This is a genomic window from Paenibacillus sp. FSL R7-0128, from assembly GCF_038002245.1.
In the GTDB taxonomy this organism is placed as follows: domain Bacteria; phylum Bacillota; class Bacilli; order Paenibacillales; family Paenibacillaceae; genus Paenibacillus_AQ; species Paenibacillus_AQ silagei.
The window spans coordinates 7,658,647-7,684,659 of record NZ_JBBOCD010000001.1 but is presented as its reverse complement, the minus strand read 5'-3'; the positions used below and the strand labels follow the sequence as shown (position 1 = coordinate 7,684,659).

Here is a 26,013-nt window from a genome sequence, read left to right as displayed (position 1 = left end):
CTTATCCCAAGCTAATCTCCGCCTGCGGCGGCAGTGTATTCACGGTTCGCAAATAATTCCCCGGCGTACAGCCATAGATCTCCTTGAAGCGCTTGATGAAGTAGGGAGTCGTTCCATAACCGACCGTACCGGCAATCTGTTCGATCGACATGTTGTTGTTCTCAATCAGCCGCCGGGCCTCTTCCATCCGTATGCCGGTAATATAGTCGGTGTAGGTGATCCCCAGCTCTTCCTTGAACAGCTTGCTTAGATACTTGGGACTGATGAAGACCTTGGCGGATACGGCATCCAGCGATAGATCCCCGGACAGATGCGCCCCGATATAGGCTTTGGCCGCTTCAATGGTCGAGAGTGCGCGGTCACTGTTCCGCTTCTGCGTCTCCATAATGAAGATGCCGATGGAAGCGGCGAACCACTCCTGCAAATGCCGGATATCCGGCAGGGCAATATATTCGTTATACAGATCCAGAGGCCCGTGGGCGGAAGGGGTGTAGCGGATGCTTTTCAGATAATCCGAGTACATAAATACGGTGTTCGCCAGCACGAAGTGGCAATAATCCGCCGGGTAGCTGCCTTCCCGCATGACGGCTATCAGCTGCTCCAGCGCGGCCAGAGTCTCATCCAGCTGCCGGTTCTGCAGCTTGTCCTTGAATCTCATCAGCACAGGCTGCGGAATCTCGTCAAGACTCTGTTCCCTCTTCAGCAGCTCCCGGTCCTTCAAGACCCTGCTCTCTGGCAGAAAATAAGCATATTTCATTAAGGTCTGCGCTTCAGCGTAGCTGGTGTGAAGAAGGCTGATGGCATCCACCCAGCAGCCCTGCGAGAGCTGAATATTCAGCTGGAACTGCTGCTCCGCCGCTGCTGTAATCCGGTCCGAGAGCTGTTCGAGCAGCGTCCCGGAGGCTTCGTGCGCGCTGATAATGACAACCGTCTGCTTGTCCGGCAGCTCCTCGGCCAGAATGCGGATTCCGTGAAGCCGGATCGCCTCAAGCGTCCCGGTCATCCCGCTCATGGCTGCCTGCAAGCCACTTAGACTCATGCGGGCGTAAGCTCCACGGGTGTTGAGGAGCAGGCAGCAGTAATGACGGTGCTCCAGAGAGAGTCCCAGAAATTGCGGATCTATGGTTACGCTGCCTTGGGCAGGGCTGTCCTGAAGGAGATTCAGGATCATGTTCTGCCGGATATGCGGACTGCTGGCCTCAAGCGTCCCCTCCAGTGTGGTCACTTTGTCGTTCAGACGGTTGAAGGCGGAATCGATAATTCCGAATTCGTTAAGGGCTGGTCCCCGCACTCCTGGCACCTCAGGCCCCGGGCCGTAGAGGTCCTTAATAGTGCGAAGCAGCCGCTTAAGCGGACTGTAATTCAATTTGGCCAGAATGCCGGACAGACAGATTCCTACCAATAGAGCAAGCAGACACAGGGAGAGGATGACCCTCTGGACAACGAGCCATTTCTCATAGAACAGGTTCGCCGGAGCCGCACTGAAGAGCTTCCACCCGGTGGTCGGCAGGTCCTGATAGGAGATGACGTAGGTGCTGCCCCCGATCTCCTGGCTCATGTTCCCGGATGTCTCAGGAGAGGCTAGTGCATTCGAGATACTGGCAGCATAGGTGTCAGCCTGAGCTGCAGCATCCGGATTCGATCCGGCTACAATCCCGCCAGTGGGTGTAGCAATGAAGCTGCTCTGATAGCGGGCAGGCATCATATTCTGCAGAATGGCGCGCAGCGCACTCTCCTTCAGATCAATGGCAATCAGCAGCTCACTGGCTGCCCCGGGGGACTGGAACGGATAGCTGTGCACATAGGTGATCAGCTGGCTGCCGCTGCCGCCGGGGATGCTGGAGACGATATCGTCCGGCACGAACCGGGCCTCTGTCCAGAGGCTGTTACGGGAATTAAGGTTCATGCCGTTCACCCAATCCATCCAGTAGGCGGCACCCGCCTGCTGATCCGCACGGAATTTCAGCCCATACAGCGAGGACAGCAGGAGATGCTGCCTGGGAGCATATAGATGTACGGCTTGTATCAGGTCCGAATGATTGGATACCTGCATGTTCAGCGACTCCTGGAGACTGCTCACCTTGCTGAGATTCGCTGGAAGTGAAGCATCTGGCAGCATACGGAGCGCAGCCCGCTGGTTCAGTGAGACTTCCAGATAGATCTGCTGCACCCGCTGAAGCACGGAGGCTTCAAGGGTACGGGCGGTATTGTCAAGGATGAGCCGGTTGCGGCCCTGAAGCTCTTCCTTATAATGGTTCGAGAAATACAGATAGAAGGCAGAGCAGAGTAAGAGGACAATGACTAACACAACAGAGATGTATGAAGCGGCTAGGGCGGCAAAGGCAGAGTTCCATTTTCGCAAGATGTATTCTCCTCCCAGGCGGATTATACACTAGCCCCTCACCAATCTGTTCGGGATTCATGTTAAATCCATGTTAAATGGCCGGAAAAAAGCTGAATTGTTCCCAAAATCATAGAATTGCGAAATTGTGTTATTGAGCGGCGGTGGAGGCAGGTGCTATATTGAGTCCGATTCAGGCAATCAAAATAACAAGATAGGGGCTGACACATTGAACTTGAAGTCGAAAAGAAAGCTGTTGTCTGTTACGGCAGGTCTGGTACTCCTCACGAATTCTATCGCGGTACATCCTGCAGAGGCGGCCACGGGTAATTCATTAACTGAGCTGCCAGCTGCTCCGGCTTGGGGACATTTCGTAGATACTTATAAGAATAACACACCTGTGAATATGGCGGTGTATTCCAACCCCTCGATCGGTGTTCTCTCCGGCTTCCTGGATCTCTGGACACCGGGTGTCACTTGGGATACCGGGACGAAGCTGAATAGCAGAGTGTTGGATTACAACATTCAATATGTGGCGGATCTGTCTAAGACCCGTACTCCGGCAGAGGAGGAGGCAGCGTATTACGATGACCGGCGGAACCAGACTTATGGAGCGGCTGACGGCCTTGGACCTTTGTCTGAGTTGTACCGTTCGATGTCAGGAACTTACACGACCATTAACAGCATCCCAGATGATGCGACTTCCGTGAAATACAATGATGGCAATGACAGTAACAAGGCGGGTGATTCCAATTCCCAGCTTGGCAAAATGGTAGACCTGATCGGAATCATCCGCGGCAATTATGCTTCAACCAGCCAGGCCAAGAACTTCTACAGCTACAAGCGTCCGTTCCGCTGGAAGGATACCTCTGTCATCGTACCGACACTGGTGCCGGCGATGAGCAAGACGCCTGCCACAGACGGCGGCTTCCCGAGCGGACATACCAACGCTTCCTATCTGGCAGCCCTGGCTCTGGCATATTCTGTACCTGAGCGCTTCCAGGAGCTGATGACCCGGGCCTCGGAGATGGGCAACAACCGTGTCGTCGCCGGGATGCACTCACCGCTGGATGTTATGGGCGGACGAGTGACAGCCATGGCCTTCGCAGCAGGTGCGCTGACAGACCCGGACAATATGGCATTGAAGCAGGCGGCCTATACTCAGGCTCATGAAGTGCTGCTCACACAGACGGGTACCGCAGAAGACCGGTTCACGGATTATGCGAAGAATAAGGCCCAGTATACCCAGCGGCTGACCTACGGCTTCCCGCAGATTCACTCCACGACTGAGCCTGCTGTTGCTCCTAAGGGAGCAGAGGTCTTGCTGGAGACCCGCCTGCCTTACTTGACTGCGGATCAGCGTAGAGCAGTTCTCGTAACAACGGCACTCCCATCCGGTTATCCACTGTTGGATGATCCCGAAGGCTGGGGACGATTGAACCTGTTCGCCGCTGCCGACGGGTACGGTGCATTTGCTGAGCATGTAACGGTAGCTATGGACGCTGCGAAAGGCGGCTTCCACGCCGCAGACCGCTGGCGCAATGATATCTCCGGGACGGGCGGACTGACCAAGGAGGGTACAGGCACGCTTAAGCTGGCGGGCAGCAACACGTATTCCGGTGGTACTGAAGTGAACGCGGGTGTTCTGGAAGGAGACTCGGCAACAGCCTTCGGCAAAGGGAATGTGACGAATACCGGCGGTTCTGTAGTTGAGAACGTCTACGGTAAAATGGTGATCGGCGGCAGCTTCACCCAGGCCTCCGAAGGTACGCTTGTACTGGGCCTTACTGGAGCAAACGATATCCTTGAGGTTGAGGGCGCGGTGAAGGCTGACGGGAAGCTGAAGGTGAACTTCGCGAACAGCTACGTTCCAGGCAGCGGCCTGATTCCGCTCATTACGCATGGCGTCAGCCAGCGCAGCGGGCAGTTTGCTTCCGTGCAGGTTGAAGGATTGCCAAGCAAATATAACGCCCAGGTCGTCTACCTGAGCGATCAGATTGCGCTTAGTATTACAGATACGACAAGCGGCGGAACTGGCGGCGGCAATCCGGGCGGAACGCCAGGTACTCCGGCTGGAAATACCGGAACGGTACCAGGGACCACCACCGGCACAACACCAGGGAACGGCAGCACTCCTACTGAGCCAGAGAAACAGCCACAGGGTGGAGTTAATCCGTTCCAATCCGGAGTGGTGAGCCGCGAGACAGTATACAAGACCGTGACTGAAGCTATTGCGGCTTCGAAGAATGAGAGCATCAGCTTCAAGGATACCGCAGGCCACTGGGGCAGCAGCACCATCGCTACAGCCGTGAAGCTGCAGATCATCAGCGGCTATGCGGACGGCTCCTTCCGTCCGGATGCACCGGTGACCAGAGCCGAATTCGCAGCGATGATCGCCCGCTCCTTCGGGATAGGCACTACATCGGCGGCCTCTAAATTTGGGGATACAGCCTCCAATTGGGCGGCTGGCTATATCGGTGCCTTGGCGGACAAAGGCATCTTAACCGGCTACGCAGACGGCAGCTTCAAGCCAGGGGCGACCATTACCCGAGCTGAGATGGTCACGATTATCGGCCGTGTGCTGAATCTCGGTGTGCTTCAGACTGGCACCCCGGCGAGCTTCACCGATGTCAGCAGCAGCTACTGGGCAGCTGACGCCATCCGCCAGGCCGCTTCGGCTAATCTGGTGAAGGGCATCTCTGCTTCAGCATTCGCGCCAAAGAGTCAGGCTACCCGCGCCGAAGCGGTGGCCGTGATCATCCGCGCGCTGGAGAGCGACAGCTCGGTTAAGGCTTTGATTACGGGCTTGTAGGCAGCGGGGTTGTTAACTGCAAGTGAGTGAGAGGTAGGCTGTAAGTAAGAATTCTTATGGACAGAAAGCAGGAAGTACAAGCCGCTGGCTTGTGCTTCTTGCTATGGTTACGGCCACTTAGCCACTTTGGGTGCCGTTTCGCGTTCAATCGTTACAATGTGGGCATATTTGACAAATTCAATCTACAAGTGTAATGTATAGAACAGAGCTTGTATTTACACTTGTAGATTGTAAGACGCCGCGATGGAATGGAGCTGTTATGATGAGTACAACGCCGAAGATTTCGGAAGCTGAATGGGAAATTATGAAGATTATCTGGGAGCATCATCCGCTCACCTCGGAACAAATCACCCGGCTCCTGCCTGCATCTGTGGAATGGAGCGAGCAGACGGTGCGCACCTTCGTCACCCGGCTGCTTAAGAAGAACGCGATAGCGTATGAGAAATCCGGCCGGAGCTATCTCTATTATCCGCTGGTGTCAGAGAATGAGTGTGTCCGGGCCGAGAGCCGCTCCTTCCTGAAGCGCGTATTTGGCGGGGCTACGCAGTTAATGGTGACCAGCTTCCTGGAGGATGTCGAGCTGTCCAAGCAGGAGATTGAACAACTCGAACAGCTGCTCAAGGAGAAGAAGTCGCAGGGTACCAGCGGCAACTCAGGTAAGCAGGAATGAATATGGTCTACGGATGGTTTGCCGGTATCGCAGAACAGACACTGGCGGCAAGCATGGTGATTCTGGCTGTGTTGTTCATTCAATATGTTCTGCGAAGATTCATCAACGCCCGGGTGCGTTACCTCCTGTGGCTGCTTGTTATCGCCCGGCTGTTATTGCCTGCTGTACCGGACAGCCCTGTCAGCATGCTGCATATTCTGGGCAATAGTAAACATTTGTTAACAACTATCCTGGACAAGGGGCCGGACACCGGAGCTTCTAAGGGTGAGTATCAGGAGCTTCCGCCGGGAGGGGGAGATCAGGTTACATATCCGGCTAATAACACCGCTCTGAATGTACAGGGGCAGACAGACACAGCCCGGCAGGAGGATGGAGCGGCAACGGTTAACCGCAGCTCTGCGGGGGCCGCAGGCTACCCGCTCTGGATGAAGATAGGCACTGTGATCTGGCTGCTGGGCGTCATGCTTATGTTGCTGAATGGACTCCTGTACATCCGGCGGATGCACCGCGAACGCAGACGGCTTAGACGGGTGAGTGCCCCAGAGATTCTTAAGGTGGTTCTTACCACCAGACGCCAGTTTGGAATAAGGAGAGCGATACCTGTTTATACCGGAGGTTCGGCTAACAACCCCTATCTGTCAGGATTAATGCGTCCATGGATTTTTGTCCCTGAGCAAGCTCTGCGGGAACTGGATGCTTCCCGGCTGCGGCACATCCTCGCGCATGAGCTTGCCCACTACAAGCGGAGGGATATGCTGTGGAACCTGCTAGGGAGCCTAGCCGCAACGATACATTGGTTCAATCCCCTGATGTGGCTGGCGATCCGGCGGATGAAGATCGATCGGGAGGTTGCGTGCGACGCCTATGTGCTGGAGGTATTGGGAGAAGAGGAGGCAATTGATTACGGGCTTACTCTGGTAGAGTTCCTGAAGCGCTTCTCACGAGTCCGGGAGCGGAGGGGGCATCTTTATTTCTCTAACCCGCACCAGCGGCAACAGATCAGGAGAAGAATCAGTATGATTCAATCCTTCAAAAAAGGCTCCTACCGCATCTCCGCAGCAGCTGTAATTCTGGTCGCTCTGCTCAGCGTCGTGACGCTAACAGGTGTCTCTGGGGAGCCCGGTGACTCTGCTGTCACGGAACCTGAGGCCAATTCCGCTGGCACGCATGCAGAAGTCGTTGCTGCTAGGGAACGCGTAGAAACGGCAACGGAGCAAGGGCAGACACTGGTGCCGTTAACGAGCATAGATGAACAACAGACGGAGTATGCCATCAGGCATAATCTTCTGGTGCCGATGAATGCGGAGATTGAGCAAGACGGTTATCAGGTCACAGTGACAGGCTTCATGGCAGACAAGAACCAATTCCTTATCTTCTATACTGCGAAAGTGGACGGCGGTAGGTCACTATTCTCCGGTGATCCTCGTTTTGTAGAATGCATCATTACGGATGGTATTACCGGCAAGGTGATCAACGGCCGGACCCATGCGCTGGTCAGCAGCAGCAGCCCGGAGCCGCATATTGCATATGCGGTTGCCAGACTTAAGTTCGCGACTCCTTTGACGGACCTGCCCTCAAAGATTAAGGTGGAGTTCCATTTGCGCACACTGGCAGCCAACGAGTCCAACATGCAGGAGTCTCCGGCACTCCAGACAACCTTTGATGTGAGGGCAAATTACTGGAAGCAAGAGACGCATACCATCACATCGCCAGAAACGCTTAATGTAGCGGGACACAAGATCAGAGTGAAATTACAATTGACACCGTTAACAACCATCGCCACTTTTTATTCAGATGAACCTTTGTTTAAGAATAAGGAATTTATTAAATCATTCCATGAGAAGTACGGTTCTCCATTCCTGTGGTGGAGCAAGACTGGAACGGGAGACTATAGGCAGAAGCCAGGCACTTCATCAATTACGTTCACAGACTATGAAATGAAGATGGTTACAGAAAGCTATTATTTGTTGGATAAGCTGCAATCTCTGCGGCTGGAATTCATGAAGAGTCCGGCGAAACTTACTGGAATGAAGGATCTTGAGCATACATACCAGATGACCTTTGATGTCCCCGGACAGGATCAGAGCTGATCCGGATGAAACAACCAACTTGTATTGAAGGAGAGTGCAACAATGTTTAGAATGAAGTGGAATGAACTGGGGATCTCACATACGGCGCAGATGCAGCCTATACAGGAACAAAAGCAAGGGTCAGCGCCAAATAAACGGCGGTCCTCCAGGAACCGGCTATCTACCGCCATCGTCGCAGTCATGACAACCGCAGCGCTGGTGCTTAGCCCTTTTGCCGTGACAGGTCAAGCTTTGGCCGCCTCGGCAACCGCCGCGAAACCGTCGGCAGCGCTTGCCCCCTTTGTAAATCCCGAGATTCAGGGTTATCGACAGGTTGAGTATGCCATCAAACACAATCTGGTGCAGCCGCTGAACACAGTCGTCAAAAAAGACGGTTACCAGTTGACGGTGAACGGCTTCATCGCAGACAAATATGAGCTGATCATCCTTTTTACAGCCCAGGCTGACAGCAAGAGAGCATTCGTGTTCATGCCGCCCAAGGGTCATAGTCTCCAATTGTCTGATGCGGTTACGGGCAAGGTCATCAGTGGCAAGAAATTCAATGATGCTCTAGTCATCGGCGCAAGTCCGGCAAAGAAAGATCATATTCTATATGGAATTGCTAAAATCCGGTTAAGCAGTCCATTGACCACGCCTCCCAAAAAAGTAGCTGCTGAGTTTCAGCTAGGCACATTAACCGCCATTGAGCTGAACCAGCTAAAGGCACTGGATGCTGAAATGCTCGCTGCCACCGAAAAGGCCCATGCGGACAACCCGGACCAGACCTCATCGTTCAGCTACAGTCCTGAACTGCTGAAGAAGTATGATGCAATCAAGTCCAACGTGAAGTATAGCCCTGTGCTGAAGGTGGCTTTTGATATCAATCCCAAGGTCTGGAAGCAGGAGACCCGTACACTGACGCCGGAGGAAACGATTGATGTGGCAGGGCACAAGATTAAAGTAAAGCTGGAATTGACACCGTTCACGACGATAACCACACTATCCTCAGACGAAGCATTGTTTAAAAACAGAGAGTTTATGGAGACCTTCTATATGGAATATAATCCATCGCTATTGGTCAAGAACGGAACCGGTGATTATAAATCGCAAGAGGGAGCTTCTGTCTATACCTATGCAGACCATGAGATGAAAATCGTGTCAGAGAGCCACTTCTTCTTGAATAAACCGCAGTCGCTTCGCCTGGATTTCACCAATATGAAAGACCGTAAGATTACACAGCAGCTGATTGTTGATATGTCTAAGCAGTAAATTACAGGCTATCTGAAGTATCTTAGGGCCATCCGTGAAGGGTGGCTCTTCTTTTGTTGGGTACAGGGTGTGCGGGGAATGTCTTCTAAGCAGGGCATGTTATGGGCAGGGATGTGATAAAATACAGGGACATGACAAGATCAGACCGATGGAGGAATTATGTTAATTCAACTGATAAGCGTAGGCAAATTGAAGGAAAAGTATCTGACGCTCGGCATCGCGGAATATGCCAAACGGCTCACGCCCTACCTCAAGTTCCAGATGATTGAGGTGGCGGATGAGAAAGCCCCTGATAACCTCAGCGACGCAGAGATTATTCAGGTGAAGGTGCGTGAGGGCGAGCGTATCCTCGCGCAGATTAAGAGCGAGGCGCATGTCATTGCGCTCGCGATTGACGGCAAGCTCTGGAGCTCCGAGGAGCTTGCCGCCGAGATCGACCGGCTCGGCACCTACGGGACGAGCCATGTCGTCTTCGTCATCGGAGGCAGCCACGGCCTCTCCGATGACGTCATGCGCCGCGCCCAGCAGCGCATGAGCTTCGGCCGCATGACGCTGCCCCACCAGCTCATGCGGCTGGTTCTGGTGGAGCAGGTGTACCGGGCGGTGAAGATTAATCGGGGGGAACCGTATCATAAGTAGGGCGAATTTTCTAATAATAACCTCGAATTTGCAATAATAGATCATAAGCCTTAGTTCTTTTTTTTCAGAATTTCGTGAGGCTGGTAGGAGAAGAATCCAACGATATTGAAATTAGTGTATGGCATCAAAAAATATAGTAATAAGGAGAGGTTGATATGGTTACAATGTGGACGGAACGCGCATATGAAATCGATCAATACATCGATAATGGCGGTGAAGGTGTAATCAACTCACGTGAAATGCTCCTATTTATGGGGCAGCCACAGGTATTGCCGGTATACAAGTTGCCAATCAATTTCCTTAGCTTCAATATCGATAATGGCCGTTTTGCCGCTGAGAAACGCTTGAAGGAGCAGGAGCTGGGCTTTGAATTAGACAACCGTAACCCTGCACATGAAAATTATTTTATCGATTTACTGATTCCGGATAATCCAAAGTCCCAACGTTTGTTGGATGACCTGGAGCGTCACAGCCAATTACGACCAGGCGTTATCACACATGATGGCTTCCTGGTGGATGCAAATCGTCGATTGGCCTGTATGAAGCGTCTCAACTCCAGACATCCTAATTCCCGCTATCAATATTTGCTGGTTCATAGATTACCTGCGAATGTGCCTGCTAAAGAGATCTACAAGCTAGAAGTACAATTTCAGATTAAAGCCGATTTGAAGGAAGAATACAATCCGATCAACGATCTGCTAAAGATTAGAGAAGGATTGGAGTATATGAGCGAACAGGAGCTCTGTGAAACGCTCGACTGGACAGCAAAGAAAATAAAGGATTATCAAAATCGCCTCGACCTAGTTGACGGTTTTTTAGAGTATATCGGCCAACAGGAGAACTATACATTATTGCTGAATCTAAACGAGCATTTTGTAGAAATTCAGAAGGAAATTGCAGCGATGAAGACGCTTGGGCTCAACGCCTTTAAAATTCAGGAAGCGGTTGACGTGATGTACCGTATGCTAGAAGTAAACCTGGACAAAGAATTCGATAAATCGATCACACAACGTGATCATATCCGTTATATCCGCGAAGCTTTTGTCAACGAAAAGATTCATAAGGTACTAACACAGAACATGTTCAACAACGAAAGTGCCACCTCACAGGATATTTTCAACGACGTAACTGCAGCAGCAGAACTGTCGCGAATGCAGCGAAACAATGTACGTCCAGTTGAACAACTAAAGAAGGCCATTTCACTGCTAACTCAGATCCAGGACGATGACAGTGATACATTTACCAAGCAGGATTTTAAAACTGCCTTTGAGGAATTAGACGAGCTGATGGAAGTGATTCGGCAGCAAATGGGGGCCTAAAACCGATGGTACATATTGAGTTCGACCAAAATGTACTTATTATCGACGTAACCGACCGTCCCGAGTTATTTGTCGGTCAATTTTCGCTTATGTTCCGGGAGCAGGGTTTTGTGAAAAGTGAGTTCTCCCAGAAATACATAATGGATGATCCGATTAAAATTCGGAGTACAGTTGATGATCTCATTGCGTTTTTCAGGCGGAAACGAATTCCAGTGCATATGAGTGACAATTTTGATCGGCTTAACGAACAGATCGGAGAAGAGAGAAAGGTATTCGAAGCGGCGTCGGAACTGGGTCTTGTCGTGAAAGAGGAGGCTAGCGAAGCAAATGCTCTAGACCTACCCGGATTTAAGAGAATGTTGAAGCCTTATCAGGAGAAAGCGGTTCGACACATGCTAGCTGTGTGGCATACAGCCAATTTCTCGGTTCCTGGTAGTGGTAAAACAACGATGCTGTACGCAGGTTTTTCGGTTTGGCGTGAAATGGGGGAAGTCGATAAAATCCTCATAATAGGTCCTCCAAGTTCCTTTATGGCTTGGGAAGAAGAGTATGCTGGCTGTTTTGGTCAACCAGCGATAAGCTACCGACTTATCGGACCGGACCGGGAACGTAGATACAAAATGTCCGATCGTGCTGACATTTTTCTGACTAGCTTTCAAACGGCAGCAATCGATGTTGACCGACTGATTGAACTAATGCTACGATACCGCGTCATGTTGGTAGTCGATGAGTCCCATTACATTAAGCGATTTGAAAATGGAATGTGGGCAAATGCACTATTGAAACTGGCGCCTTACGCAAAACGCCGTGCGATTAGCACGGGCACACCGATGCCAAACGGACTGTTTGATCTATATTCGCAAATGACCTTTCTTTGGCCAGGGAAATTTCTGCTTGGTGAGCAGATTCAATATAAAGCCGAAGTAAAACGTTACGAAGGTGATGTCGAGTGGATTCAGAACAAGATCCGTCCTTACTTCTACCGCGTCAATAAGAAAGACTTGTTGTTGCCTCCTTTCGAGATTCAAAGGGTAAAAGTGCCAATGTCTGAATTACAACAACAGATCTACGACGTTTTAGCCGCACGCACCCTTGAGGAATTGGAGCGATTTTCCTCAAGGGAAATTGCTGAGATAGCCCGGTTTCGGCGGGCAAAAATTATCCGTCTCATGCAGACTGCGTCAAACCCCGCACTGTTGGCGGACTTTTCACACGAGTTCCAGATTCCGCCTCTGACATACGATGGAGGCGATATTGTCAAATTGATTGAGCATTATCCGACTTACGAGAAGCCAAGCAAGCTACAAAAAGCGATTGAACTGGCACAAGCTTTAATTGAGCAGGGACACAAAGTACTATTGTGGAGCACGTTTGTCAACAACATTTTTCAGCTACGACAGGATTTCTTTCGCCTTGGGATCCCGACTTACCTCATTTTCGGTGGCGTGCCAAAGAGCGATGAAGACGATGAGGAGTTCAACCGCGAGCAGCAGATTCGGTTGTTCAAACAATCCGATAAACCATGTATTCTTATTGCGAATCCATCAGCATGTGCGGAGTCGATTTCCCTGCACAAGGATTGCCACCATGCGATATACCTAGACCGGAGCTTCAACTGTGGGCATTATCTCCAGTCACTCGACCGCATTCACAGGATCGGCTTACCTGATGACCAATTAACGACGTATTATTTTATCGAGAGTGAAGGGACAGTCGATGAAGTCATCCATCAGCGGCTACAGGAAAAGGCATGGTTAATGCGTAGTGTCATCGATATGGACATGCCGATTGGTTCTCTAGATCTGGAACAGAATGAGTGGAATCAGGAAACAGAGCTTCAAAAAGATTTTGACACTGTGATTCAACACATCAGGAGTAAGCGTCCATGAAGAAGTTCTGCGACCTGCTGTGGACAATTCGCACCGTGGAGGAGTATGAGAGTAAATACCAGTGCCATATCACCCGAAGCCATCTTCTTCGGATATTGGAGGGGGCTTTCCTTGGTGGTAGAAAAACTAAAGCCCAGCCTACATTGGAGCTTTTATTTTGTTTGAACCTACTCGGGATTGATGATCAACATCAAGTTTACGTGCTACCACGTGGCAATCGTTTGTTGGCAACCGGCGAAGTTGGTGGTGGTGGTTATGATCTGAACGACGGACAAAAAAAGCTCCTGGCATCATGGTATTTCCCTGCGGCGGGCGAGAAAAGCCGAAAGTGGATAGGATATTTTTCCACAGTAGATTCAGGCAAACAACAGATCATCCGTTCGCTAATCATTAAACCACTGCAACAGTGGACGGAAGAAATGCTCTATCTTGGTGTCGTAATACAGTCTGGTGATTATTTAGAGCTGAGTGGTGAACACGCTTGGATACGTGCCTATTCAATAGAGCAACCGCCATTAACGCTAGAAGAACTGCAGGTTAAATTGGAGTTACAATTGCAAGCAGGCTTGGAAGCAGAAGAGAATGCGCTACGCATTGAAAAGAGACGGTTACTACAATTGGGACTTGTTGAAGAGTCAAACCGCGCAGAACGTGTATCGGACCGGTTAGTGAACGCGGGGTATGACATATTATCATTTTCATCTTCATCGCCTGATCCGAACCGATATATTGAAGTGAAAAGTGTCGGACCAGATCGCTCTTTTTATTGGTCTCGTCATGAATTGGAAGTAGCCAAAGTGCTAGGGAGCCAATATTTTTTGTATTTAGTCAATCAGACCGATCCGATAGTAGATCCAATTATCGATATAATTCAGGACCCCTTTTCGTACCTTTCCTTATATGCACTTATGGAGCCGACTCAATATAAAGTGTCTTTTTGAGAAATCAGTTATGAATCAGGTGAGAATTATGGAGCTATCAACAGTAATATCAACTTTTAAACAATTGGATGCAGAAAAATTTTATTGTTCGTTCACAAGGCTATTCGAGCTATCTTTTCGCATCGACGACTTGATGTTTTGGTGTGAAGTGACTGGTATTAATGAAAAAAGCGCTTGGAGTACTTTGCAAGCACATGGATGGAAGCTATTAAGTAGGGAAATCTATGTGTACGGAACCATCGAAACTATTGTGGAATTGGAAGAGCTTTGTAGCGTTTATGGCTTACAGAAGAAGGATATAATTAGTGCAGTTATTGAAGTTGTAAATATGTGCAAATGGTATCTTCCCAAAGCACTGAAAGAGATACCCTTGTCCTATAAAGTCGTATATATCTTGCTTGAATTGCAGGATGAACTCATTCCTTTAAATTGTAATAACTGGATGCCGAAATCCGCTTTGCCTGATCAAGTCAAGGTGATATCACGGTATGCTCATTCTCTGCAGAGGCCATGGGATGAGTCAATTATCTCGACATTTGTAAAGTCTGGAAGACCCCTAAAGATAGAGGAATTAATCTATCAAAGTATGGCAATCGTCCCGGCAACAGTTGGATTAAAGCGTATGTTCACATTTATGTTAAATCTACTACCAGTTATCAAGATTGATGATACAGAGTTTTGGATCTTAAAAAAGTGGGAACATCAAGTGGATTTGAAGCTGGTCGACAGGATCACAAACCTACTAAATGAGAGCGGAACTTTACCTGTAAATGAAATTGTAAAGGAACTCAAGGGTTACGAAGTAGCCGAAATAATCAAAATATTAGAATTTTGGCCTGAATTTAAGGGGCATTCAAATGATACATTTGGGATGAACATTAGCCCGTTGGACGATGAACTGTTGGGGATCATCGTACCATCATTATTAAAGTATTTAGCGGAAGCGAGGGAGGGAATACCTATTACTCAGTTATTTAAGCATGCTGAGATGATTGCTAACTCTCACGGCTTAAATATGCACACAAGGGATTTCAAACCGTTCCTGAAAAGTTGGGGTGAAGTTGCAATTGTAGGTGGGTATGTGTACGCGATGCAGCATGCTCCATTTCACCGAATGCGTCTTGGTGACGTAGCATATTTAGTGCTTAAGGAGAATGGTTCTCCCATGCCATACACCGAATTGGAGGCCCAGATTCGGCGACGAAGGAATTACAATAACTCAATCTCCTCCGTTTTTCTGACAGAGCCGAAGCTTTCACGCCCAAGCCGGGGTTATTGGGCATTACGCGAATGGGGCCTGATCGAATATGATCCACAGATTCATAACCGGATAGGAGATATACTAATTTCAATTATCGAAACGGCGGGCAGGCCAGTTCATAAGTCTGAAATGCGTCGACAATTGCGGCGTCGAGGGATGAATATGAATGAGGGGACGCTGCATCTTGATCTCACGGATAATGAGCGCATCCATCAAGTGGCGCGTGGTGTTTATGCACTGACCGAATGGAAGTTGTCTTTCCGTGATCTATTCCGATTCAAATTCCCTTTTCGTTTATCTCTTCCAGATGGCAACCCTACGATATACGAACTTGAAAACGGTGTTATGGTCGAGTACTTTATATCAAAACACTGCCTTGAGTTGGGCCGCATACTAATTAAACGGTATATCATTGAACATTTCCCCGCCTTACAGCAGTATACCAAGTATACCGTGATGGACATCGCAGGTGCCAGATATGAGGGCTGGGTCGACCGCTTGGATGAAGGTCGATATCAGATTCTAGGCTTGCAGCGATGGTATAAGTCACATAAGCCAAAATATGGAGAGAATATATATTTGTACATACCAAGTAAAGGGGAATATACATTCTCACTATTAACTGCAGATCAGGCGGATGTTTGGATGTATGAGAGTAGTGAATCGGGACATAAGGCATGAGTTTATCTAGCTTTGAAGAAAGTGAGAGAACTAGTAGTCTTCAAGGAGATGTCGTGGCGACATCTCCTTTGTCATTTCGCCGTTAGAATGATACGGTGAGCCGTATCATAAGTAGGGCGAAAAGTAATGAAATTGAAACTACTGGTGACTTTTGGATTTTATAAAAGTAGAATCTAAGATAGATACTGTCGTAAACGGGGGGGCGAATAATTTGGAAGCTACTAAGGTAGATTTATTTGAGTTGACCGAGTTGAGAGAAATTGATTTGAGCGAAAATGAAGAGAGAGTTAAAGCTATATTTAAGGCATATGAACCAGAAGTCGAAAAACTAACAAACTTAGATGATGGTCAGATTAGTGAGCAAATTTCCAAGACTCTTAGTAAAGATGACCCGTGTTATAAATTTGTAGAGTCTAATTTGCTTTATTTAAAGCAATCATATTTTATTCTCCAGAAAGAGCAGCAGATAGATGAAATTGATATAAGTATTCTTAAAGAGCTAAAAATAGGTGAAATATTCGATGCAGAAAGCTTGGAGAAATTAAGTCGTAAAACAGATTCATCAGTAGATTTCGAAAAATTGGAGAGGATTGTAAGCCTTAAATTTGAGGAAGAGGAAAAGTACAAAGACTACAATGTTGTTAATACAATTGCTAGTAAATTTGAAATGCCTGAAACTAATGTTAAGTTTATTTCAAGACTGAGCGAATTTATTTCATTTGTTTCTGAGCTAGATAATGCGGTCAATTATGTGTCTAGAGGACAAAAGGATTGTAGTTTTGATTTATTGCCTTCATTGCACAGAAGATTCGAGAGGGATTACGAGATACATTCAGATATTTATGAGGGTGCTTTTAAACAAAAGATCATATATTACGATAAGGAAATTAAAAACAAATCGGGGGAGGAGTTACGAGCCGAAGGGCAACATTTTGGTTTGCCTACTGATTATTTAGATTTTACAGAGGCTCATTTGATCTCATTACTTTTCGCGATTGAAGATTATAACTATAGTCAGCAGCATTCTATTGTTTTTTTTATTGATTCTTTAGCATACAATAAGGACGCTGTAAGCTTAGAGGAAAAATTATTAGATTATTCTGTACCAACTGTCGTGGACTCTGTGAGAAGATACTCAGCAAGATCTTATTTTATTAAATTGGGTAACTCAAACGAACGGATTCATTTCCAAAAAGGTTGTTTTTTAAAGGTATCTCCTCAAGATCGAGAAGACTTCAAAAGAAGACTATCAAATTTTTGTAGGATTGTAATTATAAATAAAGATTGTAAAAAAGAAATACTGAAGGAATTGTTTAATTTGGGTATTACATTTGAAAACATATACCCGGATAAAGATAATGTCGTGAAATCGATAAAATTTAATTATGAAGAAGTGATGGGGGGTTACCGGGGAAGATGAGAGAGAAAATAAAAGAATCAATAATGAGAATTAAATCGAATCGGCCACTCATTTCAGTTCAAGATATAGTTAAGTTTATAGACAAAGGAGAGAAATATTTAAAATTAAATATTGAGGATATCAATGATGAAACAGAGATGGAAGTTCTACAAGGAATTGTTTTGAGCCCAGATTACCAAAGAATTTATAGATCATCTGTAAAAGAGGAAAGTTCAATAATTGAATCATTATTAGTTGGAATACCAATACCAGAGATTTTCCTGGTGATATCGGGTAAAAACGAGATGCAAATACGACATGTAATGGACGGGCAGCACAGACTTAACGCAATCTATAGATACATTAACAATAAGTTTCCCCTTAAAAGTCTTGATATCTTAGGTGGAGACGCTAACTATGAAGGAAAGAAGTTTTCAGAGCTAGACAAGAAGGATAAAATTAAAATATTGGGAAGTCATTTGTCTATCCTAGAGTTCGAAAGCTTTGAGGATTCAGATACTGAAATTGAGTTATTTAAAAGATATAATAGAAACACGAAGCCGCTAGAAATTCAGGAAATAGAGATGGCTACATATTTTTCCGAGACAAGTAAATATATAAGTCACTTTATCAACACTCTTATACAAAGAAATGAAGAAAAGATGGAGCAGGATAATGAAGGTGAGGATACAGTAGAGGACAAATTATTTAAGATATATAACATAACAAAATCCCGCAATGATAAACAAAAAAATCACCAGGAGATCTGTGTAATCCTTAGTATCTTAGAATCAGGATTACAGGAAAATGTTAGAGATGGTGTGACCGCCTCAAAGAGGTTTCTTGAAAGAAAATCAAAGCTATACAAAAGTGTTGGTAACGAAGAACTAGACGAACTTAAAATTAAGTTCAATAAATTTAATAATTTGGCCTTAAAAATATCTGAAGCTATAGAGTATCCTTTCTCTACGAGTATGATAAATGAGGAAAAGGATAGGCAAAGTAAATTTCTTATGGGTGTATCAATTGTATTAGCTACCATAAGCTATTATTTTGATTATGTCATTGAAAATGAAGGACTCATCTCAGATATTAAATTAATCTTATCTTTATCCCCAATTGCTGATATATCATATAAGGCATCCTCTACTAATATGAAAAATGTAATAAATTATTTATTCTTACGACATCAAATTCATAAGATGCAATTTACTTCATTGAATTTTTTAGAGTCTAAGATAAGCGAAGTCGAAGTTTTTGAAGAAAATAACCGCTACACAGTTCCGCTGTTTTAGCAATTTGAAGCCTGCATTGTTGTTAAGGATGCTTTTGAAAAAGCATCCTTTTTTCGCAGTTAGAGTGGTACGGTGTACCTTATCATAAATGACGGCGAAAACTTTTGTGGAATAGTGCTAAGAAAGATGTTGGACAGAGTGATATAAAGGAATAATAGAGACGATGAGAGAGTACTTATAAGGGGGATCCCATGTCGATCTCAGATAAGACTAGAAAGATACTATGGGGTAGATCAGGAAATAGATGTTCCATATGCAAGCTAAAACTAATTATTGATGAGACTGAAAAAGATAATTCGTCAATTGTCGGCGAGGAATGCCATATTATTTCTGGTCAAAAGAATGGGCCTAGACACGATCAAAACCGTCCTAAAGATGTAATAGATACTTATGATAACTTAATTCTGTTATGTCGCATTCATCACAAGATGATTGATGACCAACCTGAGACATTTACCGAAGACATTATTAAACAAATTAAAGTCAACCATGAGCTTTGGGTATCTAAAAGCCTTGACCAGCAAGAAGATAAACCTCCGAGAATTAAAAGGATAAAGGAAAATATTCCTGAAAAATTACCTAGGATTACAGGCGGAAAAGAAATCATTAATATTTTGGATAGAGCAATGGGGTATGAATTTGATCATGATGAACCAAAAAATGAAAATGAAGTTGAATTGATTTCAGGGTTTCTACAATACCTACATGATTTTGGAGATTTACTAAGCGATTTTGAATCGGGTGAAAGAGTTAGATACGGTTTTGAAATAACTAAAATGATAAAGGAATTATTAGATCATGAATACTACGTTTTCGGTGCACGTGAAGTCAGGGTGTTAGAGGGGGGAAAGGGTGCTCCATCAAGCTTTCCTATAGCGATTGTTTATTTGAGACACAAAGATAATCTACTGATGATGAATTAAAAAGCATAACCCATTTTAGTGAAACTATATTTCCGAAATCACTTGAGCTATTCACTGGGCTTGATGTTCTCCCTAGCTGATATACCTTCTAACCAATTGATTTAAGAAGTTGTTATTTATCACCTTTTCTCCAAAAAAGTAAATTGAAAATGAAAAATAAAACGACACAGGGGGTTTAAAATGGCTATGCCAACAAAAGCCCAGATTTTTAAACATTGGATGGAATGGTTGGACAAGAGGGGATTTGACTGGGGGGAGCCTTGTTGTTGGGCATGTAAACGACATTTTGATGCTAAATATGATTTGAACAAGCCCAGTGCTACACGTGAAGATATAATAAATAACTGGGATAGGGTACCTCTTCAACGTTGCCACATAATTGCCCGTCAGTTCGATGGAGAGGATATCCCAGAGAATCTATTTCTGATGTGTAAGAGCTGTCATGACCGCGCTCCGAACACGAAGTCTCGCGAGGCGTTTTTGGATTGGGTAGAAAAGCAAGATTACACATCCTTGGTTCAAGAAGATATCATGAGAGAATTAAGAACTTTTTAACTTGTAGATCGCGTAGATGATGTAAATGAAATGCTGGCAGATAAGGAGCTAATAAAACGTTTTTTTAGTAATTCTGGTTTTCATATGAATCAGGCTAAAGGCGGGTTGGAGATTACCCTTTCAAGTATATTTTCTCAAATTGCTCATGAACTAAAGAGGCAATAATAATTGAATCCTGCTATTAGGCACATCATTGTTATGGCCGATGAGTATAAAAAAATCAAAGAAGGCAATTTCTTACTGAGTGATATTCACGTCATATAATGCAAAAAGCACAAGCTACTGACTTGTGCTTTTTTGAGCAGACATATAGTCTTAATTTAATCTTACGTTGAAGACCCAAGACGAGGTAGGTCACACTATTTTAGGTATTGGACAACATTCTGTAGGATAGAGAGTAACCCTTTAAAGGGGTTGTGTAACAGAGACGGGCACATTAGCGCCAAAAGGTAAATTTATCGCCATGATGCCTTCCATCTACATTCCCATTTCCCCCCCCCCCATCCTCCAACACAACTCATCTAAAACCTCACCCGCCCGTCTCATCACTCTCTTCATATCCTCGTCCGTTATCATCTCTAACTCCTTCCCCTCCCCATTAACGAGATAATTCAATTCACCCACAAACGCCACAATCTCTAGCCCAGGATGATAGTCGGTATGTATCAGGAGTAACAGATCATTTAATGATATCTCCGAGCCGAACTCTGTCTTATTCTCATAGATGTATAACGCACGAATCATGGAGATGAGGGCTGAATGACAAAGAAAGAATGCAGTCTTGTATTGCTTGTGATTTCTCATAATCTGAGCTAATTTCATGTGATAACGGGCTAGACTTATATAGTCAGTGATTTTCTCTTGCAAGCTTTTTCCCATAGTGAAAGCCTCCCATAGCATATTTGGAAAAGTATTACACCTATTATAATACCTATAAATATTATAATAAATAATAATATCTATTAATTGGTGTTTACCTTTAGGAAACTTGTCTACACTTTGGACATGGAGAGGTGAATACTGTGATGGATAAGGAAATATTGAAGCAGGTGGGAGCGCGGATTCGTGCTCTGCGGAAAGAGCGGGGCCTGTCGCAGGAGGCGCTTGGGGAGATAGGCGGGTTTCATTTTTCATACATAGGGCAGATTGAACGTGGGGAAAAGAACGTTTCTTTATTGAATTTACATAAGATTGCAGAATCGCTCGAGGTGAATGTCATTCAGTTGTTTGCATACCAGGGTGAAGAGTTCATGGTTACCGCAGCAGAGCGTGATATTCAGGATATGGTAGGCATGCTCCGTGAGGCCAATGAGGAGAAGGTACGTGTGGCTAAAAATGTACTGAAGGAATTATTATAAAGAATCATTATGAAGCAAACCAATTTATTCATAGTATAAACAACAGTGGCGGCCTTCCAGGCCGCCCTTTGTTTCCGCCGATAGACCCGTTAAGCTAAAAGGATCAAGGCTGCATTAAGTTTCATGCAGCGAATGATAACTGTCGCTCTCACCCTGGTGCCAAAGAATTCCGCAGATTTGACTGGACCGCAAGGCGAAGCGGGCTTCGGACAAAGCATGCTGAAAAAGGATGCCCTCCGGATGCCAATCATTCAAAGAACTGCCACCTTCTGCCACTGTCCATTACGCAGCATTTTTATTTTTTCATTATATATAGGGGCCACTTCATCCAAAAATCCACGGCCTGCCATATTAGATTGACCCAGCATTAAAAATGATTTTATCATTTGATTTTCATTCCTTTACATAACTAATATAGACTAATTGAGTCATTATATAGTCTGATTAGACTAATTAATGATCATTATGCCTGGAATTAGAGCATCAAGGTCCACAGGATTTCTACACTATTTTTTTCATAGGGATGTTGACTTTGACGCCGTGTCGTACTTTATGCTTTTGATGGAAAGGAGGGCTCACGGAATGCAAACCATTAGCGAGGTTACCAAAAACTATCCAGTTTCCACAAGAATGCTTCGATACTATGAGCAGATCGGGCTGCTTAAAAGTGTGAAGAAGGAGGGATATGCTTACCGCACGTATGAGGAGAGTTCATTGGTAAGATTAGAACAGATTTTAGTTCTAAGAAAGCTGAGAATTCCGTTGAAGGAAATTCAAAGGATTCTGCAGAGTGATGAGTCCAGGATCGCACTTGCTGTGTTCCAAGAAAAGATCTATGAACTATCCAGCGAAATGACGGCATTGTCTGTCATTCACAATGTACTGCAAAACTTGGTAGATCAACTCAAGCTCCATGCCGAAGTGAAGCTGAACCCGGGAGTCTGGATGGATAAAACTCTGCTACAGATCGTTGAAGCCCTTCCTTTATCCAAAAGTAATCTCAAGGAGGACCTATCCATGAACGATTTGATCAAGGCAGATCAACATTTATCCACGCTTAAGGATGTACGGATTGTTTACCTTCCGCCTTCACCAGTGGCTTCGATCCAAGTAATTGGAAAATTACCGGAGTATGAAACGGGGATGAGTTGCAAAAGTTTATGATGGACACGAAGCTGGCCCAACTCAAGCCTGATCTACGGCATTATGGATTTAATCATCCGAATGGAGTCCAACCGGATGGATCGGACCATGGGTACGAGAGATGGGTAACGATACCTGATGATCTAGAGGTACGTGAACCGTTCGTGAAGAAGCATTTTACCGGTGGCTTATACGCAGCTCACATGATTCCCATGGGCAACTTCGAGGAATGGGGATGGTTGACCGAGTGGGTCGAGCACCATGAGGAGTATGAACCGAACTGGGGAGATCCCGATTGTATGTATGGTTCAAAGGAAGAGCATTTGAATTACATCAACCAGTATCATTTAAGCAATGAGGAAATCGACAAGGTGGTACAATTGGATTTACTACTTCCGATAAAGTCAAAGTTGAACCGGTAAATGATACAAGGCCATCCCGTAAAGGATGGCCTTAAAACTTTTGAAGAGAGAGGGCGTTCAGCTACCAGAAGCTTGCTTCATTTAGTTTGATCGGGATGCCGAATTCCATTTCGCACTGTCCATCCGGATGGTGAAGGGAGTTGGGGAAGTAAATCTCCAGGGCCGGACGTGAAACGTCCCATATATACGGGCTTAGGGGAAGCCACTCGATGGAGACCAGGTGCAGCAAATCTTTCGCTATATCCTGTCTGTCTGTTAAAATCCGCACCATGGCGTACTTGCCTCCAGGAATCGTCCGGATGCCCAGATCGCCAGTCGGCGTCATCTGTTGCTCCGTTGTAATGCAGGCATCATACCTGTGTCTGCCATCCGGCGTGATGAAAGGGTCGTCGAGGATGAGTCCGACCGTCAAACATCCTTTTTTCAGTGCTTCTCTCGCGTCCAACCACGAGGCTAACCGCTCAAAGAGCCCTTTAATGTCCGAATTGATTTCTCCTTCATTGATGGTTCCCCTATACCGGGCGTAGATAGCATTCATTGGAGTAAGGTTGCGAATCTCAATCGGGAGATCCGCCAGCTTGCGGGACAGTTCAGTGGACTTTTCAAAGGTTAATCGGGCCCTGAACCGTTCCGCAATCGTCTGGAGAGGAAACCTGTCCCGGCATTCGGAAGCGCTCAGCCCGGTATGCTCACGGAACACTCTGCAAAAGTGGGCCGGGGTTTGCAGACCACAATCCAAGGCGATATCAGTTATGCTCCGGTTTGGGTGGAACAACAGTAGCTTGATTGCCTTCTCGATGCGGATCCGCCGGGTAAACCCGTGCACGTTCTCGCCCATCACCACTTTGAACACCCGATGGAAGTGAAAGGGGGAGAAGGCGGCCACGTCCGACACTTCTTTAAGGGTTAAAGGCTCCGTAAGATGCTCCTCCATGTAGTTGACGACATGGTTGACCCGGTATCGGTATTCCAATTCCAACGCTTTGGCTACCACCATCCGTTTCACCGTCCCCCCTTATTTTCATTATTGATTCAATCCTATCTCTATTATAGCAAGAATTGTTAATCGGGTAGCAAGAAATTGGAAGATGATACTCGCCCATTACACTACCATAAGGGAAGCAAGAATAATAACCTTAAAGGGTGTGTTAATGTATGACCGAATTATTCCGTTATGCCAAGCTGGCCATGTTGGCAGGGGCAGCTAGCATGATCCTTACCATGTCCGCTTGCTCTTCCGAAAAGTCCTTAGCCCCTGTGATGTCCCCCGGCAACTCCAAGGTGATCAACTTGCCAAACGGGGAGTGGCCGATCGGCACTCCAGAGCAGGTTGAGATGGATCCCAAGGAAGTCGAAGCAGTGATGCAATATGCCAAGGAATCGCCGGTTCTCTCCATGCTAGTTGTTAAGGACGGCACAATTGTCTCCGAGTATTACAAGGATGGCATGTCGGATTCCAAGCTGGCTATAAACTCGATCACCAAGAGCGTGACATCGCTCTTGATCGGGATAGCTATCGACAAAGGTTATCTGAAAGGAATAAATGAGCCGATAGAGTCATTTTTCCCCGAATATAAGGAGTTGTTCGATTCACCCGATAAGAGATCCATTACATTAGAGCACTTGCTCAGCATGACAAGTGGCTTGCATTTCCCGGAATGGACTGATTGGAATTATATGATCCAGCCTATGACGGAGACCAAGGACTGGAACCAATTTGTACTCAGCCAACCGATGGATTCTAGGCCAGGTGAAATATGGAACTACAATACAGGCGGTTCCCAATTAATGGCGGCGATTCTCAGGAAAACGACTGGGCAATCCGAACTCGATTTTGCCAAGGAGCATCTGTTGGGTCCTCTCGGAATTGATAGCGTGAAGTGGCCCCGTTCACCGGACGATTCGAATTCAGGGGGCTTCGGCCTGAAGATGAAGCCAAGGGATCTGGCCAAGATTGGCCAATTGGTGCTTAACCGTGGCGTATGGGATGGCAAGCGCATCGTCTCGGAAGCATGGATCCGGGAATCGACCTCTCGGCATTCGGAGGGGAATGTGTCTTTCGGCGAATATGGCCACCATTGGTGGATGAATCAGTACGGCGGGCACAAGGCAGTTTTCGGTATGGGTTATGCCGGCCAATATCTGACCATCGTACCCGACCTGAATCTAGTGATCGTCGTGAACTCGGCTGCTACCGGGAATCCCCAGGATACCCTCCTTCCTATCCAGTTTATCGAGAGCTTGGTTAAAGCGGTGAAGAACAAATAGAGGACATAGTCCTAGCCTGCCGCTGTTTTATTGAACTCCAATCAACGTTGAAATTCGAATTTATACGACAATTAAAGGGCACCCACACGAATGCTCTTTAATTTCGCTGTTAGAGTGTTACGGTGAACCATATCATAACTACCCCTCGATCATGGAGATTATGACCCAAGTGTTTGATAATGAAGCATCACGATCTGACCCATTCGCTCGGAATGGGTTAAAGTTAGATTCTCTGGCGCTGTTCCGTCAGGGAATAAGGGAATGCCTTCTCCCAGAAGGGTGGGAATAAGCGCAATTTGGAGCTCATCCAGCAATTGCAGCTTCAGGACGCTCTGGACAAGCAATCCACCGCCTACAATCCAGACCTTGCCTTCTGAGGTTTGCTGTAACCGGGGGATAAGCCGGTCAATGGATTCGCCTGTAAAAACAACATGTGGCGCAGGGGGGTGCCCGGAACGCGTAAGGACAAAAGCCGGTTTATCTGCATAGGGGAATTCATCGGCTAGCTTCAGTACCTCTTCATAAGTATTTCGCCCCATCACTACGCTTCCTACTGTTCCATAGAATTCACTATACCCGTTATCCCCTCCATTTCCTTCGATCTCATACAACCAATCGACAGAGCCATCGGGCCTTGCAATGTAACCATCCAGACTCATAGCGATGTACAGCACAACTTTATGTTTTGACATTGTTAATCGCTCCCTTCTAGATTCAATGATACACTTGAACTATGACAAAATATGACGTAGTTAGGTG

At 46.3% G+C, this 26,013-nt stretch carries 21 protein-coding genes and 1 pseudogene; 17 read left to right on the top strand and 5 right to left on the bottom strand.

Annotation, left to right across the window (positions count from 1 at the left end):
- Position 1: 1 nt before the first annotated feature.
- A complete protein-coding gene (locus NST26_RS33035) occupies positions 2–2,362 on the bottom strand; it encodes an AraC family transcriptional regulator (protein WP_339312166.1) in 2,361 nt (786 codons plus the stop codon).
- Positions 2,363–2,570: 208 nt separating this feature from the next.
- On the opposite strand from NST26_RS33035, the gene NST26_RS33030 reads away from it, so the two are divergent.
- The 13 genes from NST26_RS33030 (at position 2,571) to NST26_RS32970 (ending at position 20,063) form a co-directional block, all read left to right on the top strand.
- Positions 2,571–5,153 carry an S-layer homology domain-containing protein gene (locus NST26_RS33030; RefSeq protein ID WP_445323355.1) on the top strand — a complete coding sequence of 861 codons (2,583 nt, stop codon included), beginning with the start codon at positions 2,571–2,573 and terminating at the stop codon, positions 5,151–5,153.
- Between the two features lie 262 nt (positions 5,154–5,415).
- Positions 5,416–5,823 carry a BlaI/MecI/CopY family transcriptional regulator gene (locus NST26_RS33025; protein WP_339257674.1) on the top strand — a complete coding sequence of 136 codons (408 nt, stop codon included), beginning with the start codon at positions 5,416–5,418 and terminating at the stop codon, positions 5,821–5,823.
- A gap of 2 nt (positions 5,824–5,825) precedes the next feature.
- Positions 5,826–7,913, top strand: coding sequence for a M56 family metallopeptidase (locus NST26_RS33020; RefSeq protein WP_339252601.1), 2,088 nt, complete (start codon positions 5,826–5,828; stop codon positions 7,911–7,913).
- A 42-nt stretch (positions 7,914–7,955) separates the two neighbouring features.
- On the top strand, positions 7,956–9,161 hold the full coding sequence (locus tag NST26_RS33015; protein ID WP_339252599.1) for a DUF4179 domain-containing protein: 1,206 nt from the start codon (positions 7,956–7,958) through the stop codon (positions 9,159–9,161).
- A gap of 159 nt (positions 9,162–9,320) precedes the next feature.
- Entirely contained in the window at positions 9,321–9,800 is a 480-nt protein-coding gene (gene rlmH / locus NST26_RS33010) for a 23S rRNA (pseudouridine(1915)-N(3))-methyltransferase RlmH (protein ID WP_339252597.1), read from the top strand.
- 155 nt (positions 9,801–9,955) lie between these two features.
- A complete protein-coding gene (locus NST26_RS33005; RefSeq protein WP_339252595.1) occupies positions 9,956–11,119 on the top strand; it encodes a hypothetical protein in 1,164 nt (387 codons plus the stop codon).
- A 5-nt stretch (positions 11,120–11,124) separates the two neighbouring features.
- The gene (locus NST26_RS33000; protein ID WP_339252593.1) at positions 11,125–13,008 is read left to right on the top strand and encodes a DEAD/DEAH box helicase; all 1,884 of its coding nucleotides are present in this window, start codon (positions 11,125–11,127) and stop codon (positions 13,006–13,008) included.
- The gene (locus tag NST26_RS32995) at positions 13,005–13,949 is read left to right on the top strand and encodes a DUF3883 domain-containing protein (protein WP_339252591.1); all 945 of its coding nucleotides are present in this window, start codon (positions 13,005–13,007) and stop codon (positions 13,947–13,949) included. Before NST26_RS33000 ends, NST26_RS32995 begins: the two co-directional genes overlap by 4 nt.
- 28 nt (positions 13,950–13,977) lie before the next feature.
- Positions 13,978–15,891: a hypothetical protein gene (locus NST26_RS32990; RefSeq protein ID WP_339252589.1), complete on the top strand. Its 1,914-nt coding sequence runs from the start codon at positions 13,978–13,980 to the stop codon at positions 15,889–15,891.
- Positions 15,892–16,102: 211 nt separating this feature from the next.
- Positions 16,103–17,311 (top strand): FRG domain-containing protein, encoded by a 1,209-nt coding sequence (locus NST26_RS32985; protein ID WP_339252587.1) that lies wholly within the window; start codon positions 16,103–16,105, stop codon positions 17,309–17,311.
- The gene (locus NST26_RS32980; RefSeq protein ID WP_339252585.1) at positions 17,308–18,585 is read left to right on the top strand and encodes a DUF262 domain-containing protein; all 1,278 of its coding nucleotides are present in this window, start codon (positions 17,308–17,310) and stop codon (positions 18,583–18,585) included. The genes NST26_RS32985 and NST26_RS32980 overlap by 4 nt, the downstream gene beginning before the upstream one ends.
- A 191-nt stretch (positions 18,586–18,776) precedes the next feature.
- On the top strand, positions 18,777–19,508 hold the full coding sequence (locus tag NST26_RS32975) for an HNH endonuclease (protein WP_339252583.1): 732 nt from the start codon (positions 18,777–18,779) through the stop codon (positions 19,506–19,508).
- A 180-nt stretch (positions 19,509–19,688) separates the two neighbouring features.
- Positions 19,689–20,063 carry an HNH endonuclease gene (locus NST26_RS32970; protein ID WP_339252581.1) on the top strand — a complete coding sequence of 125 codons (375 nt, stop codon included), beginning with the start codon at positions 19,689–19,691 and terminating at the stop codon, positions 20,061–20,063.
- A gap of 477 nt (positions 20,064–20,540) precedes the next feature.
- Here the strand turns inward: NST26_RS32970 and NST26_RS32965 are convergent, their stop codons facing one another.
- Positions 20,541–20,942, bottom strand: a complete 402-nt coding sequence (locus NST26_RS32965; RefSeq protein ID WP_339312161.1) for a HEPN domain-containing protein — start codon at positions 20,940–20,942, stop codon at positions 20,541–20,543.
- Positions 20,943–21,085: 143 nt separating this feature from the next.
- On the opposite strand from NST26_RS32965, the gene NST26_RS32960 reads away from it, so the two are divergent.
- Positions 21,086–21,421, top strand: coding sequence for a helix-turn-helix domain-containing protein (locus NST26_RS32960; protein WP_339312160.1), 336 nt, complete (start codon positions 21,086–21,088; stop codon positions 21,419–21,421).
- A 117-nt stretch (positions 21,422–21,538) separates the two neighbouring features.
- On the opposite strand, the pseudogene NST26_RS32955 reads toward NST26_RS32960, so the two are convergent.
- Positions 21,539–21,807: pseudogene (locus NST26_RS32955) on the bottom strand (sialate O-acetylesterase); the annotation flags it as partial.
- Positions 21,808–22,003: 196 nt separating this feature from the next.
- On the opposite strand from NST26_RS32955, the gene NST26_RS32950 reads away from it, so the two are divergent.
- Both NST26_RS32950 and NST26_RS32945 read left to right on the top strand, forming a co-directional pair.
- Positions 22,004–22,585, top strand: coding sequence for a MerR family transcriptional regulator (locus NST26_RS32950; RefSeq protein ID WP_339252574.1), 582 nt, complete (start codon positions 22,004–22,006; stop codon positions 22,583–22,585).
- A complete protein-coding gene (locus NST26_RS32945) occupies positions 22,582–22,986 on the top strand; it encodes an effector binding domain-containing protein (RefSeq protein WP_339252573.1) in 405 nt (134 codons plus the stop codon). The genes NST26_RS32950 and NST26_RS32945 overlap by 4 nt, the downstream gene beginning before the upstream one ends.
- 61 nt (positions 22,987–23,047) lie before the next feature.
- Here the strand turns inward: NST26_RS32945 and NST26_RS32940 are convergent, their stop codons facing one another.
- The gene (locus NST26_RS32940; RefSeq protein ID WP_339257672.1) at positions 23,048–23,983 is read right to left on the bottom strand and encodes an AraC family transcriptional regulator; all 936 of its coding nucleotides are present in this window, start codon (positions 23,981–23,983) and stop codon (positions 23,048–23,050) included.
- A gap of 158 nt (positions 23,984–24,141) precedes the next feature.
- Between NST26_RS32940 and NST26_RS32935 the strand changes: the two genes are divergently transcribed.
- A complete protein-coding gene (locus NST26_RS32935; protein WP_339252572.1) occupies positions 24,142–25,254 on the top strand; it encodes a serine hydrolase domain-containing protein in 1,113 nt (370 codons plus the stop codon).
- Positions 25,255–25,412: 158 nt separating this feature from the next.
- Here NST26_RS32935 and NST26_RS32930 read toward each other — a convergent pair whose 3' ends face one another.
- Positions 25,413–25,946, bottom strand: a complete 534-nt coding sequence (locus NST26_RS32930) for a dihydrofolate reductase family protein (protein WP_339252570.1) — start codon at positions 25,944–25,946, stop codon at positions 25,413–25,415.
- Positions 25,947–26,013 lie beyond the last annotated feature (67 nt).

What these genes read in the sequence shown, in the direction of transcription:
- NST26_RS33025 (WP_339257674.1), top strand. Translation starts at nt 5,416, where the DNA reads ATGAGTACAACGCCGAAGATTTCGGAAGCTGAATGGGAAATTATGAAG.
- NST26_RS33020 (WP_339252601.1), top strand. Translation starts at nt 5,826, where the DNA reads ATGGTCTACGGATGGTTTGCCGGTATCGCAGAACAGACACTGGCGGCA.
- NST26_RS33015 (WP_339252599.1), top strand. Translation starts at nt 7,956, where the DNA reads ATGTTTAGAATGAAGTGGAATGAACTGGGGATCTCACATACGGCGCAG.
- rlmH (WP_339252597.1), top strand. Translation starts at nt 9,321, where the DNA reads ATGTTAATTCAACTGATAAGCGTAGGCAAATTGAAGGAAAAGTATCTG.
- NST26_RS33005 (WP_339252595.1), top strand. Translation starts at nt 9,956, where the DNA reads ATGGTTACAATGTGGACGGAACGCGCATATGAAATCGATCAATACATC.
- NST26_RS33000 (WP_339252593.1), top strand. Translation starts at nt 11,125, where the DNA reads ATGGTACATATTGAGTTCGACCAAAATGTACTTATTATCGACGTAACC.
- NST26_RS32995 (WP_339252591.1), top strand. Translation starts at nt 13,005, where the DNA reads ATGAAGAAGTTCTGCGACCTGCTGTGGACAATTCGCACCGTGGAGGAG.
- NST26_RS32990 (WP_339252589.1), top strand. Translation starts at nt 13,978, where the DNA reads ATGGAGCTATCAACAGTAATATCAACTTTTAAACAATTGGATGCAGAA.
- NST26_RS32980 (WP_339252585.1), top strand. Translation starts at nt 17,308, where the DNA reads ATGAGAGAGAAAATAAAAGAATCAATAATGAGAATTAAATCGAATCGG.
- NST26_RS32975 (WP_339252583.1), top strand. Translation starts at nt 18,777, where the DNA reads ATGTCGATCTCAGATAAGACTAGAAAGATACTATGGGGTAGATCAGGA.
- NST26_RS32970 (WP_339252581.1), top strand. Translation starts at nt 19,689, where the DNA reads ATGGCTATGCCAACAAAAGCCCAGATTTTTAAACATTGGATGGAATGG.
- NST26_RS32965 (WP_339312161.1), bottom strand. Translation starts at nt 20,942, where the DNA reads ATGGGAAAAAGCTTGCAAGAGAAAATCACTGACTATATAAGTCTAGCC.
- NST26_RS32950 (WP_339252574.1), top strand. Translation starts at nt 22,004, where the DNA reads ATGCAAACCATTAGCGAGGTTACCAAAAACTATCCAGTTTCCACAAGA.
- NST26_RS32945 (WP_339252573.1), top strand. Translation starts at nt 22,582, where the DNA reads ATGATGGACACGAAGCTGGCCCAACTCAAGCCTGATCTACGGCATTAT.
- NST26_RS32940 (WP_339257672.1), bottom strand. Translation starts at nt 23,983, where the DNA reads ATGGTGGTAGCCAAAGCGTTGGAATTGGAATACCGATACCGGGTCAAC.
- NST26_RS32935 (WP_339252572.1), top strand. Translation starts at nt 24,142, where the DNA reads ATGACCGAATTATTCCGTTATGCCAAGCTGGCCATGTTGGCAGGGGCA.
- NST26_RS32930 (WP_339252570.1), bottom strand. Translation starts at nt 25,946, where the DNA reads ATGTCAAAACATAAAGTTGTGCTGTACATCGCTATGAGTCTGGATGGT.